Here is a 15024-nt window from a genome sequence, read left to right on the forward strand (position 1 = left end):
CCCCAGCGGGGAAGAATCCGCCACGCGATGTCTGTTACAGGTGTTCGATGGAACGGATCCTGGCCGATCAGCAATGGTTTGAAATGCTCGATCGTGCCGGTGACGGCCAGTTCGCGGCCAGTCAGGCCCGATTCGCCAACGCCTGATGCCTTCGTCGGTGCCGGATGACCACGAACAGGAAGTTCCGAAAGCCGCCCCACGGGCACAGGTGACATCGGTGATGCGCATATGGGCCAGTCCTCTTCGCCGGTAATCAGTGCGTTGCTGCTTCAGGGTGTTCATGTCCCGGGCCCGCGGAGAGGAGGATGATGATCGCCATCCACACGGGCGTATGGAGCCAGGCCGATCCCACCACGAAGCACGCCGCGACCGGAGTCGCTGGCCGGCGAAGGGGAGGTCCGGGCTTCGGTAATATCGTGGAAACCCCAGAGACTGAGCAAGAAGATGGCGAGGGGGACTGCCATCAAGAGATGGGATTGTGTGCGGTCAATTCAACGGTCGTCGGTCGCGTAGTCGATGCACACCGCGGCCCTGGCGGATCGCGCCTCCAAAGATGGGCGTGCCCAGACGAACGTCTTGCGAATCGTGTATGATGTCGGGCGCGTTGTAGTCGAAGTAGACCCACCACATCATGTAAAGGAGGCGATGGTGGCGCCCACCGCGATGGCGGCGCGCTCGCCGTCGAATGTGCGCGTGTCGACGACTGTCATGAGCGATGCCGACAGGACCGCTTCGCCAAGGACGATGATGGTGAACAGACCGTGGCGCTGGATGATGTGATGCGATGCCAGGTGGTGGGCGCCGAATTGTTCTGCCCAGATAGGAACGAGTCGAGAATCGCTGCGGACGATCAAGACTGGCCAGGAGAACGAGTCTCGCAATGAATCCGAACCAAACCCATCCGATTTGCACCAGCGTGATGCCACCGGCGTATGCAGCGCGGTGGATCTGCGTTCGAGGTCGGAACGGGCAACACGTAACCACTGCCCAACGAGACAAGACGCATGATGACGTAACCGGCGATGCAGATCCGGAAGTCCTGCTCCGAGAACGCCTGGGGATTCCGGCCGCGAGAACCAGCGCGCCGGTCATCTGGATCAGCACCATAATCCGATAGATGATGCCACACATCGTAGGCGCTTGAAACCAGGTGAAGTTCAGCCAGGCGGGATTGATACAGGTTAAGAAGATCGGAAGAAGCTCAGATTCCGTGACGAATGGTTTTCGGAAATGTCGGGTGAAGAGCTGATGGGCGAAGCCGACGGCACGGTGACAAAGACCAGATCGAAGAAGAAATCAGCTATGTCGATACCGGTGCGGCTCGAAGAAAGCGCGGCGCCATCCTCTGATCCACCTGCCCACGCGGCGGCGGCCCTCCTGATTCCTGTGTTACGAGCGTTCACGGTCCCGCACGTTGCTCACGATCACAGGGAAGCATATCCGGTTCCGGGCGACAGTTGGTTCGCTGGTATGCTCGATATTCGTGCTTCAACCGTTCGCACTCTGTATGAAGGACAAAGGACCGCGCATGAAATTGGTCATCGCCACCGAAGAGGGCGACGCGTATTTTGCTGCTGGACGCGATCTCCAATCTGAGATCGTCCGGGTCGATCCGATGAGCAGCTGCAGGAGGATCGGCGACGCCGATGTGCTCTGCGGCCGTCCCGATGCTGAGGTGCTGGCGGCAGCGAAGCAGCTCAGGCTGGTCCAGTCGCAGAGCGCGGGTGTCGATTTCCTGATGAACTTTCCTGAGCTGGTCGAAAGCGACGTCGTCCTCTCGAAGACGCGTGGCGCGCACGCGCCGTCGATTGCCGAGCACGCGTTCGCGCTGTTGCTGGCCTTGACCCGCAAGATACTGGCTTCGCTCGACTATCAGCACAAGCACCAGTGGCGGTGGACGGTTCGTATCGTGAGCCTGCGAGATCATGGGCAGTCGTCGATCGGCATTCCCGGCTACAGGCAACCGGGCGGCAGCAGCGCGCCTCCGGCTTCGAGGTCGATGCTTGCGGTCGACGTGCATCCGGTGGCGATCGCTTGTCGATGCTGTCTGGCCGGTGGACAAGCTGCACGACATGCTGGCCATGTCCGACATTCTGATGGTGGCAGCGCCACTGACCCGGGAGACGCATCACACGTTGGGCGCCAGTGAATTTGCCGCCATGCCGAAGAACTCGATCGTGATTGCCGTTTCCGCGCTGGGGAATCATCGACGAACCTGCTCTGGCGGAGGCGTTGGCGTCGGGGCGTGGGGCGCTGGACTCGATGTGAATGAGGTGAACCGGTTCCGGCAGACAGTCCATTCTGGGACATATGCCGAATGTGGTGATGAGTCATCTGCCGGCTCGTCCTGGCAAAGGAACGCCGCTGCGTCGAGATTCTGGTGGAAAACGCGCCGCTTGCAGGACGGGGTCGAACTGATCAACGTGGTGGACAAGCGGGCTGGTTAGGGCGACCGAGAAACGATCGACGGGGACAGCCGGTGGAACGCACGAATTCGTTGCGCGTCCGCTATACGGGCGACGCAATCGAGAGTGAGCACGAGGCGGTTACGGTGGCGGACAGGGAGGCTGGCTGCTGCGGAGATCCTGATCTTCGCCTATTTTCGGTCGTCCGCGAAACCGTTCCAGGCGATTCCGCTCGTCGAGAGCGGCGCGGCGACGCGTTCGGATTCACCGTGACCTGAACTGGTTCTGTTGCTCGTCGCACTATGGCGAAGCCGGTCAACAACAGTCTGTCGCATGGTAATGCTCGAGAAGGTTGGAGCGGAGCCGGGGCTGCTGCAGTGCGGCGCGGCTCCACCGTTCGACGGGGCGGAGCTCGCGCGTTTGTCGCTTGGCCTCGTCGACGCGCCCTAATTACAGAACTGTTGCTCTGGCAAGCACGCGGGCATGTTGGCGACCTGCCTGCATCTCGGCTACCTGACCGAATCGTATTCGTCGCCGGAGCACCCGCTCCAACGGCAACCTCGAAATCGTGGCAGACGCGATGCAGGTCGATCCTGCTGCGGTGTCCTTGGCCGTGGACGGATGCAGTGTCCCGACGTTTGGCGCTCGATTGACCGACTGCAGCCTACGCAGCGCTCGCGCCCGGCGCAATCGCTCTTCGCCTGATGCGAACGCACGAATCCGCGATCGCTCGACTGCTTGGAGCGATGGCTGCGTATCCGGAGAATATTGCCGGTCCCGGTTCGATCGACACGAGTTGATGCGCCTGTCGAACGGATCCGTCGTTGCAGACGGGGCAGAAGGCTCTCTGCCTGGCCGTTCCTGCGCATGAGCTCGGGATCGCGATTCGCATATACGATGGGTCGTACCGGGTTTGAATGTGTTGGCCGTATCGGTGCTGAGCAACTCCGGCCTGGTCGAGCCGACCGTGCGATGAGATCGGAGTTGGTCCAGCCGGTGACCAATGCGAACGGTTGACCGGGCGGAGCAGGTGCGAACGAACCTCGTGTTGAACGCGCGGCCGCGGACGCGATCGAAGCCTGACTCGACCACGGCCGCAGGCTGGTCGCCTGGCTCCTGGACGGTTGCGGCGCTGGCGCCCACGTGTCGACACGCTCGGCCGCGATGCGGAGCGCCATCGTCAGTCTGTCCGCCTGGCATGGACGGCCATGATCGAATCATTCCCGATTGGCAGGCGATCCCGGACTGCGTGTGGAGTGACGTTGCCGACGATTGCCGTCTCACCGCTCGACCACGGCAACGGTGCGAACGGCATCAGATCATCGAGCCTCACGGAGCTGCCCTGACCGCGGTCGATGCGGGTGTCGGTCTTGACCGGCCAACCGGCAGCCACGGGGTGATCGCGCTGCCGACCGTTTTCTCGTTGCCGGCAAGTTTGTTCGCGTCGATCCGCTCGACCTTCCGCACCGCCTGCTCGCCTCCGCTGCCAAAACCCATGCGCAAGCTCGAGCCATCGGGAAAGTCCGGTCAACTCGGCGATCCAGGCACCCAAGTGTGTTCTTCATTCCTCACCAGCCGACCGCGATGAACGCCACTTGCACGATGACGATGATGGCGGTGAGCCAGGAACGCCTGCCAGGGTACATCTGCGACCAGTCGCCGGAGATGTTCAACAGCAAGTCCATGGCCGGGTAGAAGACCAGCGCGTTGATACCGGAGATGAAGACGAACTGCAACAGCAGCTCGTTCCAGGGGCGCAACGGCGGCTTGAGGAAGACCACTGCCAACGCGATCACGATCAAGACCAGATTGACGAATGTTCCGGCGAACGCGATCAGCGTCTGTTGCACATCCGAGAAACCGGTGGGGGCTTGTACGAGACATACCCGGAGAAGAAGTAGAAGCCGAAATCGAGTACCCGGCCGCCCATTGCCCAAATGGCAGCGGCGTGGCCAAGCCGTGCAACGCGACGGAAACGGAAGCAAGATGAAGAATGCGGCCTTACATCGACCGGTCGTATGGTGTGAAGTCGTTGTCGAAGATTGTTTCCCGGCGAGGATGAACTGAAAAAGAAAACGAACGCCGACAAAGCATGGAAGAGCGAAAGCAGCCCGAAACCGCCCAGGGGCATCGAAGTCGAATTTCTTGCTTTTTTCCGAGGGCGCTCGATGGGCGGCGTCAGGAACGCGCGCGAACCAGGCCCGCGCGTGTTCCGGGATCTGCAGGCGCTGAGCCAGCCAGATTGCGCTGAGCGTGGTGATGATACCAACAGGATCGAGATGGATGTGTTGGTCGCGTTGGCAACCGCTCCGCCAGCAACGCGCCCAACGGCGCGACCCCGGTCGAGACGCGATGTAGACGCTCATCACTCGGCCGTGCAGCTCGTCCGGCGCGGTGAGATTGGACAACGGTATTGGCCATAGCCATGGTGGACGCGAGCCCAACTACCGCGCTGATGACCATGGCGAGGATCAGCTGGGGCGCAATCCGGTCGCGGAGCCTGAGCAATCTCCTGGCGACCGAGCACCAGCCCAGTGGCAAGCATGTGCTTCGATAACTTGCCCTTGCTGGAAGCAAGGGCGCCCACCAACGCTCCCACACCAAGCGACGACATGAGCAACCTGAAGCCACCCGGCCCAGTGTCGATCTCTTGCTCGGCGAGCAAGGGCATCCAGATGCTGAAATTGACTCGAAAACGCCGACCAATCCGGCAAAGACGACCAGGTAGCCACGACGGTGTGGCGGACGTAAGCCAGCCCATCGCGCAGTGACTCCAACGCTGCGCCTGCGCACTGCCTGAGCGACTGGCGAGACGTACCATCAGCAGGCTACCGATCAATCGCCAGGTAGCTGAGCGTCGATGAAGAAGCAGATGGCGACTCCGAACGCCCCAGGACGAGTCCGGCGAGCGCCGGTCCCACAACCGCCCCATGCTGAAAAGCGTGGAGTTGAGCGCGATGGCGTTCGGCAAAATCGGCCTTGTCGCCCACCATCCAGAAACGAACGCTTGCCGCGCCGGCATGTCGAACGAGTTGTTGATCCCCACGATGAGCGCCAGCAGAGAGACGGTACAAAGATCGATATGATCGCCCAGATCAGAATGGCAAGCGTCAGTGAGCAGAGCGCGGCGTAGATCGTGGACTGCGGACGACGAGTAGACCGCGCTTCGGGACCCGGTCGGCCAGCACCTGGGCGAACAGTCCGGAAGACCAGCGTCGGCGCGAACTGGAGCACGTTGACCAGCGCAAGATCGATAGCGGAGGTGGAAGCCGAAAGCACCAGCCAGGACATTGCCAGGCTTTGCATCCAGGTTCCGGTGACGGAGACCGCCTGGCCGAAGTAAAGGCGGTAGTTGCGATGCTTGGAGAGCGCTGAAGCCGTTCGGTAGCGTGAGGTTGGTGGCGAGAATCTGGCGACGCGGCTGTTGGGTTGCGGTCGCATCGGCGCAGACCAATCATGGATAGATTCGGGAGAACCGCTACGGAGCGGTTCTCATTCTCTCATGGGTTGTGTCGGAGGCTCGATTCGATATGCCGAAGCATAGCGTGCATCGGAAAGCGATCTGAGCGGTTATCGAGAGGCGCTCGAGATGGTCAACTCAGGCGTCGACCCCGTCCTCGACTGGCAGCACGTGCGCAAAGCCGAGATCGAGGCTGGCCAGAGATCGTCATCGATCTGGATGGCGCTGCTGGAGACGGGTAATCGACCGCTGTTGCAGCAAGGCAGCCAGGAGCGGCCGAGGGTTCTGTCGAGGTGCTGGCAGAAACGCGTGGTGAGTTCGACACATAGTCCACGAAGGAGTTGGCCGGAGACTGGACGGAAAACGTCGCTGCCCGATCCCAGCGGCCAGTCGGATCCGGGAATTCGGACGATTGCGGGACTCCGGGATCGAATGGTTGCGAGCTGAGCAGGGCTTGCAGATCGCGATTGCGGGCGATGGTCCCCCAGGTGGCGCTCGGCAAGCGTGGGGTCGCTGGCAACCAGACTGCCCACAGGACGACGACAACGCCGCCGCGATGACCGCCTGCGCTGCGCATTTTTCCGAGGATTTCCAGCACAGTCCTTCGGCGATGCGGCCGTTGCCAACAGCTCGGGCCGTCACCATCGAGCATCGAGTTGATCCACACGACCGGCGATTTGCCCAGCCGGCGCTTCCCAAACCGCCGGTACCCGCGCAGGAAGCGCGCGGTAGGCGATGCGTACTGGCGCGCCGCCACCGTTCGCACCGACCAACGCAGAATCGAGCAGCGACGCCATCCCGGTGAGCGAGCTGAGCATCAGCAGGCCCGGCGCGCAGGACAGATCTGGCACCAGCTGTTTTCCGCACCGCCGTCGAACAGCGCGACCGCTTCGCTGATCGTTTCGGAATCGACGCCAGCGCCGAGTAGCGACTCTCGGAGCGCGCCCGTCCTCGATATCGAGCGGATCGCGTCGGATGCACTTCGAGCGAAGATCGAACAGCGCGGGATCAGAGGGCGCAAGAACGCCTGTCCGCGATCAGGTCGGCCGATGGAGCCGTCACCCACGCCGATGCCGGCTGGCGTGGTGGGCGCCAACGAAAGTCCCAGGTCGACCGCGATCGCGCCGCACTTTGCGCGGCGTCAGCACGACCACCCTCGTCGATCGTTGCAATGACCTCTGAAAGCGCTGGTAGACGCCAGTGCCGCGCTCTCGGGAAAGCGTCCCAGAAGCGCTTCCAGCACCGCGCCGCCGCTGCTTCCACCGGTGGGAAGTTGCGCATACCAGGAGTCGCTTGCGATGCCGGCGCGCACGCTATCCGCGTCGAACGCTTCCAGTCCGGGCCCAACATAGCGTCGCCGTCGACGTCACCATCGCCGACATAGCCGGCGCCGCGGCGTCCGACCGAGTTCATCAACGCGAAGAGCTGGACATTGTTGTAGGCCGCCAGCTGCCGGTGTTCGCGGCCGGCGGGTCGACAATGAGCACTTCCGTACGTGAGGCTGTCCAGCAGGCCAGCGATGATCTTCTTCGAAGGAGTTCTCGACACCGTCGTGCATCGATCCATGCACCAGCACTGGAATGAGCTGCTGGGGCGTTTCACCCGGTATCGGTCGCTGAGCAGCAGCGCGCGCCAGTGGAACAGGCAACCTGAGCGTGGCAATGGCCGCACCGAATTCGAGCGGGCGGAAATCGACCGTCTCGAACGCCAGACCTGATTCGCTTCCCCGAGGATCGCATCGATGGTCGCTCGATATGGATCCCAATCGGTCAGCACGGTAGCAGCGCCGCCCGCAGATTCTGAGCGGAATGACAGCTACGATGGCCGACCGTCGAATTGCGCAAGCGCAGCAGAGATTCGCGGCGCGGGCTGTTTCGCAGCTGGAGAAAGTGCCCAATGCCGCGCGCCCAGCGTCCTCGGTAAAGGGCGTTTCGGCCATATGGTTTGAACTCGAACGCCGGGCTGAGATGATCGGGCAGCACGACTATTGCGAGCGCATCATTTCGGCGGCCGACATATCCATCGTGACCGGCTCGAGCATGCGGCCAGCGGTCTCGGAATCGGATTGCGCGGTTGCCTGGAGATGCGGGATGGCTACCAGCGCCAGAACCAGCAGCAGGCGGATGAGCCGATTCATGTGAGCGACTCGTGGAAGATCGGGGGTTCGACCATTCTGCCCAGCCCCGGTCGTAGGTGAGACAGAAACCGGTATTGCGGAGCGCCAGCCAGGAAAGCGCGGTGTCGGATCCGGAATCCATAGACGACGGTCTCTTGCGTGGGATCGAGGCCGAGGTCGTTCGTGTGCTCGAAAAGCAGCTCAGGGGCCTTCAACCGGTTGTTGTCGTCGAGCACGTTGTCCCAGGGAAACCTGATCGAATCGGGATTGCCCCGGCGGCATCTGGCCGTCGAGGTCATCAACCCGCTCGGCGTCGGTTCGAATGTCGATCAGTTGCAGCGTTCGATTGTTCAGCCGGTTCAGTTGCTCCGTCACCAGGTAGAAGCCGGTTTGCGGATCGACTCGGCGACGTAGAGGTCGATGCCGCGACGATGAACCGACTTTCCGCATCCCAATCGGCAAACGCGGCATTCAGCAGCGCAGCGCGAGCGAATCCCAGGAAGCGAGGAACCAAACCATTCTCGCCGCGTGGAATCCGTCTGCGTCGTCGTATACGACAACATCATCGCCAGTGAAGAGGCCGGAGCGAATCGCGCACGCGCTGGCGATGCGCCTCTTCTTGTCGCTCTGGGTCAAGACCGCGCTAAAGACGGTAGTTGGGATCGACGGTATTCGCCACCAGGCATGAGTGGCTGACGCGATATGCCGGTCGCGGTAGACGTGAAGCTGGAGACATCGAGCAGCCTCAGGTCAGCCCGCATGCGCGCTCGCGCACCCAATCGAGATCGACGACGAACGGCATCGCCTTCCGAGCCTGATGCGGTTGCCAGCCGCGAGGAAGAGACCGGTTCCTGCGATGGTGGCCAGAAGGTTGCGGCGAGAGATGGGTTCGAGGTTCATACTGCGCGTCATGATCACAGACGAAGTGTAGTCTGGTGTCGAATGCGGACGCGCAGGCTCCGTGATCTTCGGCTCCCCGTCCGATTGTCCGCAAGGATGCGTTCGACTCGTGAAGGTGGCAAGATGGGCTTGTGGTCGATCCGGAGGCAGTAGTTCCGGGTTGGGGATTTGAACGGGCGTCGATGACTTCTTTGGCTGATTCGGCGGTCGCGACAGATTCGGATGGCGGCGTCTACATACTCAGCCGGGTGCCCATGTGGCGCACCGATTCGACGCGGATGGAACCTGGCTGGAGACTGGAAGCCGATTTCTGCCCGCACGGGCTCTGGATTGGTCCGGACGATCGGGTCTTTGTCACCACGGGCGAGCATGTCGTGCGCATCTTCGACCGGCATGGCAACCTGATGCAGGCCATTGCCTCGCCTGGAGTGATTGGCGCGCCCGGCACGCCATTCAACAGGCCAACCCGGGCGGTGCAGGGTCCATCGGGCGACATCTATACTCTGATGGATATGGACAGAACTGGGTGCATCGTTTCAAATCCCGAGGCGAGTTACGCGCTTCCTGGGGTGGTGACGGGTCGGAGCCCGGCCGGTTTCCAGACGCCGTGCATAGCATCTGGGTGGATGCGGACGAGCGCGTCTACGCGGCGAATGGCCGTGTACAGGTTTTCGACGACCAGGGCGCCGTGCTCGCGATCTGGGACGGATTCAGCTTTCCGCATGACATCTTCCAGACAAGGAGCGAAAGCATCGTCACCGATTGCACGACCCGCGACGACGATCCGCGCCCTATCACGAGCAACTTTCCAGCGCATCCGCTGGTCGAGCTGGAACGCTGGTGGCGAGCGGATCGGTACCGCCAGTGGGATCGGTCCAGGAGAATTTCCTGATTGCCCCCATTCGCTCTGGACTTCCGCCATCGGGCGACGTCTATGTCACCGAGGTCGTCAGCCACAATCGATTGCAGACGTTTCGGGCCAGCGAGGCTGAACGCGAAGAATGATGAAGCGGTTCGCCCCGCTCCGCCGTTCCGTTTTCGACAGCGATGAATTCCCCGTCACCGCTGTTCCCAGGTGATTACGATTCGATGAGCTGGTAAACGACGGTGACGTCCACTGATGGTGGGTCGTTCACCCGAATGGGAGCGGGCGCAACAGATTCTGCTGCCATGCCGCCGCTCCTTGCCATAGATCGGACTCCAGCCAGTTCGGTGATCGAACCACGGGACCGAGCGTCATGCCAGCGGCGGCGGCGAGCCCTGGGCGCTTATTGGCGCTACCCGACCGCGAGCGCACGGGCATCGCTGGTTGCCTGGGACGAATCCTCGAGATAGAAGCCCGTGACCGTGTTTGCGCCAGCGGCGAACGCGCCATCGAGCACGGGGCCGACATTGTCGATATCCCGCACGACCACATTGACCATGTTCTGCACCTGGAAGTTGGAGACTTCCGAGGGATTGCCGTTGCTGTCGTAGGTCGCACGACTGACACGTAGTAGCTCGAGGTTTGAATGTCCTCTTCCACGCCGGCAGCGGTGAGCGCGGCAATGACCGCCTGCATCTGGGTCGACGTCTGGTTCTGCGCGTCGGCAAGGGTCGGTTGGGTCACGGTGACGCCAAGCTGACCGACAGTGTCAGGCGTGGCTGGTTACGATCCCAATGCCACTGACGGAGACCGTGGCCTGAGTCGATGCCGTAGCCGGAGTGGCGTCCTGCGCGGATACCGCGCGATGCGGCGAACAGGGTGGTGGCCATCAGGGCAACCGCCCTGACCGAGGTGAGTTTGCGCAACGAAAGTCCCTGAGCGTTCAAGCAGTTTCTCCTACTTACCAATCCGGCCTCTCACTATTGGGCATTCCGTCCGGGCGATTCCGGACTGGGGTTCCGCCTGTTGAGAGAACGTATGAATGGTGAAAAAGGTTCCGCGTCCGCTTGCAGCGACTGGGCTACTAGAGCGGTTCTTCAAAGTAGGACTGCCATCGCCAAGAAGCGTGACCTTGCTGTTCCCCGCCGCGGCGAGGAGATCTGTCCACTCCGCCTCAGTCGGGATGACGGCATCTTCGCACGCAGGCACGTGTTTCGGCAACCGCTAGTCCAGCGAGTCCACGCCGCGCCGCCCGAACCAGGTGACGATGAGCCAGATGAGGATCATCAGGAGGGCGAGCTCGGCGATCCGCCACCAGGAGAGCGTGAACTCGCTGCTCCATCCGTCGGAAGCGGGCGCAGGGGTTGCGGTGGGGGTGGCGGTAGCGGTCGCTTCCGGGGTCGGAGTAGGGGTTGCGGTTGGTTCGGCTGTGGGCGATGCAAGACCCGGTTCCATCGCAGCTGCTGGGGCGGCCGGCGCCTCTTGCATAGCGGAACTTGTGAACCCGTCTTCGACCGGTGCTGAATCGGCAGCGGATTCGCTCATCGACTCGCCATCCGGTTCATCGGCTCGTTTCGCAGTTTGCGCGCCACCACCCGTGGCACTCTCCTGGAGCGCTGTCTGGCTCTGGCGCGGCGTTGCCGAAGCCGTTTCCACACGGCCCGAAGGCTCGGTTGCGGTAGCGGTTTGGGGAGCCTCGAACGTGAGCAGGCACATCGGCTTCCTGCTTCACCGTGGTGGGTCCCATGCTCTCCTGCGCGCTCTGGTTGGTCAGCACGTCGAATGCCGTTACGGAAATGAACAACAACGCTACGGCGATCGTTGCAGCCTTGATTGCTGGCACGCCGGGAAGCAGGCGTTCGGCAAACCGGTCGAGCCACCTGTTTCGGTTCGGCAGCTTGCTTGCGCTGGTGTGAGCTGGAACGACCTGCGCGGCATGACACTGGGCTTGCCGGGAGGTGCGGCGCGCTGCGGCAGCTGAGGCTTCCGCGAGCATGCATCCGGCGAGGCGGGCCTGGGCCTTGTCAGCGTCGCGTCCGGCCAACGTTCCATCCACCAGCCTGTTGAGCTCGGCATCGGTCAGGTGGTCTTGTGTGGTCTGCTTGGCGTTCGTTGGTCGGCATCGTCAGTCGCTTTCTCTGGTAGAAGAACGACCCGCCGTCAGAGAAGTTCCGCCCAGCGGGCGATGCAATGAGATCGCGTAGCTTCGGGCCTTACCGCGAAACAAGCGCGATTTCACGGTGCCGATGGAGATGGCCATGATCTCATTGCTTCGGCCAGCGGTAACCCCTGAATGTCGCACAACGTCACTGCCAACCGCTGCTCATCCGGGATCTGGCGAGCGCGGCTTCGAGCATGCGGCCCAGGTCTCCGGTTTCGGCGAACCGCACCGATCGACCGGATCGTTTGGGTGCTCCAGTCTGGCTCGGTTTCGAACTCGGCGGCGTCGAGTGAGCCGGTCGGTTTGCGCCCTTTCGAACGCAAGACGTCGTAGCAGGTACAGGCAATGCGCAGCAGCCAGGGCCGAACTGCGCCGCCCTTGAACGACTTGGCGTTGGTCCACGCTTTGATGAACGCGTCCTGGCCTCGCGTCTTCGGCTTCCGGCAGGGTGCCGAGCATGCGCCAGCAGAGGTTCAGATCGAGCGCTCGTGCCGGGTCACGAGCTGATTGAAGGCGTCCAGGTCTCCCTGGCAGCCGCAAAATGAGCCGCTCATCCTGATCCCGTTCGGGATCGCGGCGTGGTCGGCCTCGCTCTGGCGCTGGCAGCAGAGTTCAGTGTGCGTGACTAGCTCGCGCCCAGGGACGCAGATCGAGTTTTCGAGCACGGCGGATTGGCCACGCAGGCGTGGAGCATGCCGCGCAACGCGCAAAGCGCGGCATTGAGCGTATCGATGCGCACCTGCACTTTGGACCGCTCGGAGTAGTAGGCGTCGTGCGGGTCAGAATCATATCTGGCAGCGGCGCGAAGAGCGGAGAATCGGCTGGCAAAGGCTCGGGTACGACGACATCGAGTCCTGCAGCGAAGAGGCGACTCCTCGCTGAGCGCCGCGATGATGGCCTCCATATCCACGATGGCGCCCCGGGCGGTGTTGACCAGCACAGCAGTTGGTTTGACCCGGCGCGAAGAACGCCGCGCCGATCATTCCGCGGGTCTCATCGGTGAGCGGGCAATGCAACGATGATGTCCGACCTTGCTGCCAGCTCGTCCAGTGATACGAGCGCCCGACCCTTACCAGGCCACCGCCGGGTCGAGATAGGGATCGTCGACGACGATGCGGGAGCCGAACGGCTTCACTCGGCTCGCCCACCGCTTGCCTGATCTGCCCGAAGCCGACGATGCCAACGGTCAACTTGCGCAGCGGCGGCATGGGGCCCTCGCAGGATTTCGCGGGGGTGTGATAGGAGCCGATCGACCCAGGCGCCTTGTGCAAGCCTGGTGAAGACGATCTGCCGGTTGAGTGCAAGGATGAGCGCCATTGCATGATCGGCCACCTCATCGGTGCAGTAGTCGGGGCAGTGGCTCACCACGATGCCATGGTCGGTGGCGGCATCGAGGTCGACGTGGTCGATTCCGACCGACATGCGCGTGATGGCGCGGCAGCGGTCGAGGTTCTCGATGACGATGCGTGGCACGGCTTCGCGTGAGGAGACAACGAGCGAGTCGGCGTCCTTCGCCAGGGCAATGAGCTCATCTGGCGAGTTCACGACGCCGCTGACCAGCTCGACATCGATGTCGGTTAGCTTCGAGAGCGCCTCCACCTCATAGCCAAGATCGTATCGATCTGAGGTGTACACCAGACGAAACGAAGAGTCCGACATTCCCGCGCGCATCCTTTCCAGTGGCACCGTCGCAATTCGACAGCGCGACTATCGCATAGAAGTGGGTTGGGAGTCTTGGGTGAGGAGTGCGTTGGGGGCTGGAGGCCGAAGTCTTGGGTCCAGGGTCCAGGGTCCAGAGGGACGGGGCGGGGGCAAGTGATGTGGAGTGAGCGGCGCGACGGCAGAAGATTGCGATGCTGTCGGAGGAGAGAAAAAGAGAAGTCCCGACAAGCCTTGCACTGAGACTCCCCTGACCGGTTCGTTTCCCACAACACGCCCCGCAACGGTTGTGGTTCCCTTGCCGGTCCCGTTTCAGACTGGTTTCGAAGGACTACCCCGCATTGGTCCTTCGCCCGTTGACTGATCCGGTGGGAAGCCGTGAACGCACTCGGCTCCTCGGGACTGCACGGACACTATATCCGTACGTTCGGGGCGTGTCAAGGACTGTACGTACAGTCCATTCGTATACGACAACATTATCCGCGAGCGCGCTGTACGCCTTCCACGAGCACGTCGATGGCATCCTCGGTGTACGGGTCGAGCCAGACCATCAGGTGATCGACGCCAGCCGCCGCATAGCTCTCGATGAACTCGGCAATTTCCGCGGGTGTGCGGGGGTTCGGCGTCGAATCGCCATACTGGGTGTACACGCCCTTCGCCCCTTTCACATCGACAAAGACGCAACAAGAGCGGCCAATCGTGTCCGGGTCTCGTCCGACATCCTTGCAGGCGGCATCGAGCGCTGCAAGCCGGGGGAGAACTTCCTCGACCGAGTAAGTCCACGTGGTGTTCCAAATGTCGGCATATTGCGCCGTGAGCCGGAGCATGCGCGGGCCGTCGGTGCCGATCATGATCGGCAGGTCGCCCTTGCGCGGGCCGCGCGGCCGCACGACCGCTCCTTCGGTGGTGTAGTAGACGCCGTGGTAGGTCGAACCATCCTCATGGATCAGGTCGTACAGGATGCGAAAACCTTCCTCGAAGCGGGAGGCGCGGTGGTCATACGGAAAGCCATAGGTGGTGAATTCCGGTTCGTGCCATCCTGCGCCGAGCCCAAGGATCAGGCGGCCGTTGCTGATTTCGTCGGTCGTCTCGGCAATCTTCGCCAGCAACGCGGGGTTCCGGAAGCCCATGCAGGTGACCAACGGTCCAATTTCGACCTTCGACGTGGACGCCGCGATAGCCGCGAGCATCTGCCAACACTCCCATCGCCCCTCGGTCGGCGACTCGTGCAGCTCGAAGATCATGTGGTCTGCGACCCAGACGGAGTCGAGCCCGGCATCCTCAGATTTCTGCGCAAGCCGCAGCACGTCGCTCCATCGGTGGATGCCCGGGCTCATCTTGCCGTCGCCGTTCGGGAGATAGAGCCCGACCTTGATGTCCGCGGGCGAAACTGGCGTCATTCGATGTCCTCCTGGCAGCGTCGACTCCCCACCGTATCCATCGATCGTTCCGAATGGA

General features: G+C 62.4%; 17 protein-coding genes. 4 read left to right on the plus strand and 13 right to left on the minus strand.

The features are described from left to right. Window positions 1-629 precede the first annotated feature (629 nt). Window positions 630-1028, minus strand: coding sequence for a low temperature requirement protein A (locus R2855_01495; protein MEZ4529677.1), 399 nt, complete (start codon window positions 1026-1028; stop codon window positions 630-632). 153 nt (window positions 1029-1181) lie between these two features. Then, complete coding sequence (locus R2855_01500) at window positions 1182-1403, minus strand: hypothetical protein (protein MEZ4529678.1); 222 nt, start codon at window positions 1401-1403, stop codon at window positions 1182-1184. A gap of 125 nt (window positions 1404-1528) precedes the next feature. Here R2855_01500 and R2855_01505 point away from each other — a divergent pair, with 125 nt between their 5' ends. Both R2855_01505 and R2855_01510 read left to right on the plus strand, forming a co-directional pair. Continuing rightward, on the plus strand, window positions 1529-2149 hold the full coding sequence (locus R2855_01505) for a hypothetical protein (GenBank protein MEZ4529679.1): 621 nt from the start codon (window positions 1529-1531) through the stop codon (window positions 2147-2149). Then, on the plus strand, window positions 2136-2447 hold the full coding sequence (locus R2855_01510; protein ID MEZ4529680.1) for a hypothetical protein: 312 nt from the start codon (window positions 2136-2138) through the stop codon (window positions 2445-2447). The genes R2855_01505 and R2855_01510 overlap by 14 nt, the downstream gene beginning before the upstream one ends. 1287 nt (window positions 2448-3734) lie before the next feature. On the opposite strand, the gene R2855_01515 is transcribed toward R2855_01510, so the two are convergent. From R2855_01515 to R2855_01530, 4 genes are all read right to left on the minus strand, one after another. After that, window positions 3735-3902, minus strand: a complete 168-nt coding sequence (locus tag R2855_01515) for a hypothetical protein (protein ID MEZ4529681.1) — start codon at window positions 3900-3902, stop codon at window positions 3735-3737. Between the two features lie 71 nt (window positions 3903-3973). Further along, window positions 3974-4255, minus strand: coding sequence for a hypothetical protein (locus R2855_01520; GenBank protein ID MEZ4529682.1), 282 nt, complete (start codon window positions 4253-4255; stop codon window positions 3974-3976). Window positions 4256-6503: 2248 nt separating this feature from the next. Continuing rightward, window positions 6504-6716 carry a hypothetical protein gene (locus R2855_01525; GenBank protein ID MEZ4529683.1) on the minus strand — a complete coding sequence of 71 codons (213 nt, stop codon included), beginning with the start codon at window positions 6714-6716 and terminating at the stop codon, window positions 6504-6506. Window positions 6717-6873: 157 nt separating this feature from the next. Continuing rightward, a complete protein-coding gene (locus R2855_01530) occupies window positions 6874-7413 on the minus strand; it encodes a hypothetical protein (GenBank protein MEZ4529684.1) in 540 nt (179 codons plus the stop codon). A gap of 4 nt (window positions 7414-7417) precedes the next feature. On the opposite strand from R2855_01530, the gene R2855_01535 reads away from it, so the two are divergent. Then, complete coding sequence (locus R2855_01535) at window positions 7418-7582, plus strand: hypothetical protein (protein ID MEZ4529685.1); 165 nt, start codon at window positions 7418-7420, stop codon at window positions 7580-7582. A gap of 267 nt (window positions 7583-7849) precedes the next feature. Here R2855_01535 and R2855_01540 read toward each other — a convergent pair whose 3' ends face one another. After that, window positions 7850-8002: a hypothetical protein gene (locus tag R2855_01540; GenBank protein MEZ4529686.1), complete on the minus strand. Its 153-nt coding sequence runs from the start codon at window positions 8000-8002 to the stop codon at window positions 7850-7852. Continuing rightward, complete coding sequence (locus R2855_01545) at window positions 7999-8280, minus strand: hypothetical protein (protein ID MEZ4529687.1); 282 nt, start codon at window positions 8278-8280, stop codon at window positions 7999-8001. The genes R2855_01540 and R2855_01545 overlap by 4 nt, the downstream gene beginning before the upstream one ends. 1127 nt (window positions 8281-9407) lie before the next feature. On the opposite strand from R2855_01545, the gene R2855_01550 reads away from it, so the two are divergent. Continuing rightward, window positions 9408-9773, plus strand: coding sequence for a hypothetical protein (locus tag R2855_01550; protein ID MEZ4529688.1), 366 nt, complete (start codon window positions 9408-9410; stop codon window positions 9771-9773). A gap of 385 nt (window positions 9774-10158) precedes the next feature. Here R2855_01550 and R2855_01555 read toward each other — a convergent pair whose 3' ends face one another. The 5 genes from R2855_01555 to R2855_01575 form a co-directional block, all read right to left on the minus strand. Next, a complete protein-coding gene (locus R2855_01555) occupies window positions 10159-10305 on the minus strand; it encodes a hypothetical protein (protein ID MEZ4529689.1) in 147 nt (48 codons plus the stop codon). 665 nt (window positions 10306-10970) lie between these two features. Continuing rightward, window positions 10971-11291: a hypothetical protein gene (locus R2855_01560; GenBank protein ID MEZ4529690.1), complete on the minus strand. Its 321-nt coding sequence runs from the start codon at window positions 11289-11291 to the stop codon at window positions 10971-10973. Between the two features lie 16 nt (window positions 11292-11307). After that, window positions 11308-11790, minus strand: a complete 483-nt coding sequence (locus R2855_01565; GenBank protein MEZ4529691.1) for a hypothetical protein — start codon at window positions 11788-11790, stop codon at window positions 11308-11310. A gap of 1248 nt (window positions 11791-13038) precedes the next feature. Then, complete coding sequence (locus R2855_01570) at window positions 13039-13566, minus strand: hypothetical protein (GenBank protein MEZ4529692.1); 528 nt, start codon at window positions 13564-13566, stop codon at window positions 13039-13041. Between the two features lie 476 nt (window positions 13567-14042). Next, on the minus strand, window positions 14043-14966 hold the full coding sequence (locus R2855_01575) for an LLM class flavin-dependent oxidoreductase (protein ID MEZ4529693.1): 924 nt from the start codon (window positions 14964-14966) through the stop codon (window positions 14043-14045). Window positions 14967-15024: the final 58 nt, after the last annotated feature.

The organism is Thermomicrobiales bacterium (assembly GCA_041390825.1).
Lineage (GTDB): Bacteria > Chloroflexota > Chloroflexia > Thermomicrobiales > UBA6265 > JAMLHN01.

Bases quoted from the DNA above. Each gene is read 5' to 3' on its own strand.
- R2855_01505 (MEZ4529679.1), top strand. From the start codon at position 1,529: ATGAAATTGGTCATCGCCACCGAAGAGGGCGACGCGTATTTTGCTGCT.
- R2855_01515 (MEZ4529681.1), bottom strand. From the start codon at position 3,902: ATGGGTTTTGGCAGCGGAGGCGAGCAGGCGGTGCGGAAGGTCGAGCGG.
- R2855_01540 (MEZ4529686.1), bottom strand. From the start codon at position 8,002: ATGAATCGGCTCATCCGCCTGCTGCTGGTTCTGGCGCTGGTAGCCATC.
- R2855_01545 (MEZ4529687.1), bottom strand. From the start codon at position 8,280: ATGACCTCGACGGCCAGATGCCGCCGGGGCAATCCCGATTCGATCAGG.
- R2855_01555 (MEZ4529689.1), bottom strand. From the start codon at position 10,305: ATGGTCAATGTGGTCGTGCGGGATATCGACAATGTCGGCCCCGTGCTC.
- R2855_01560 (MEZ4529690.1), bottom strand. From the start codon at position 11,291: ATGAGCGAATCCGCTGCCGATTCAGCACCGGTCGAAGACGGGTTCACA.
- R2855_01570 (MEZ4529692.1), bottom strand. From the start codon at position 13,566: ATGTCGGACTCTTCGTTTCGTCTGGTGTACACCTCAGATCGATACGAT.
- R2855_01575 (MEZ4529693.1), bottom strand. From the start codon at position 14,966: ATGACGCCAGTTTCGCCCGCGGACATCAAGGTCGGGCTCTATCTCCCG.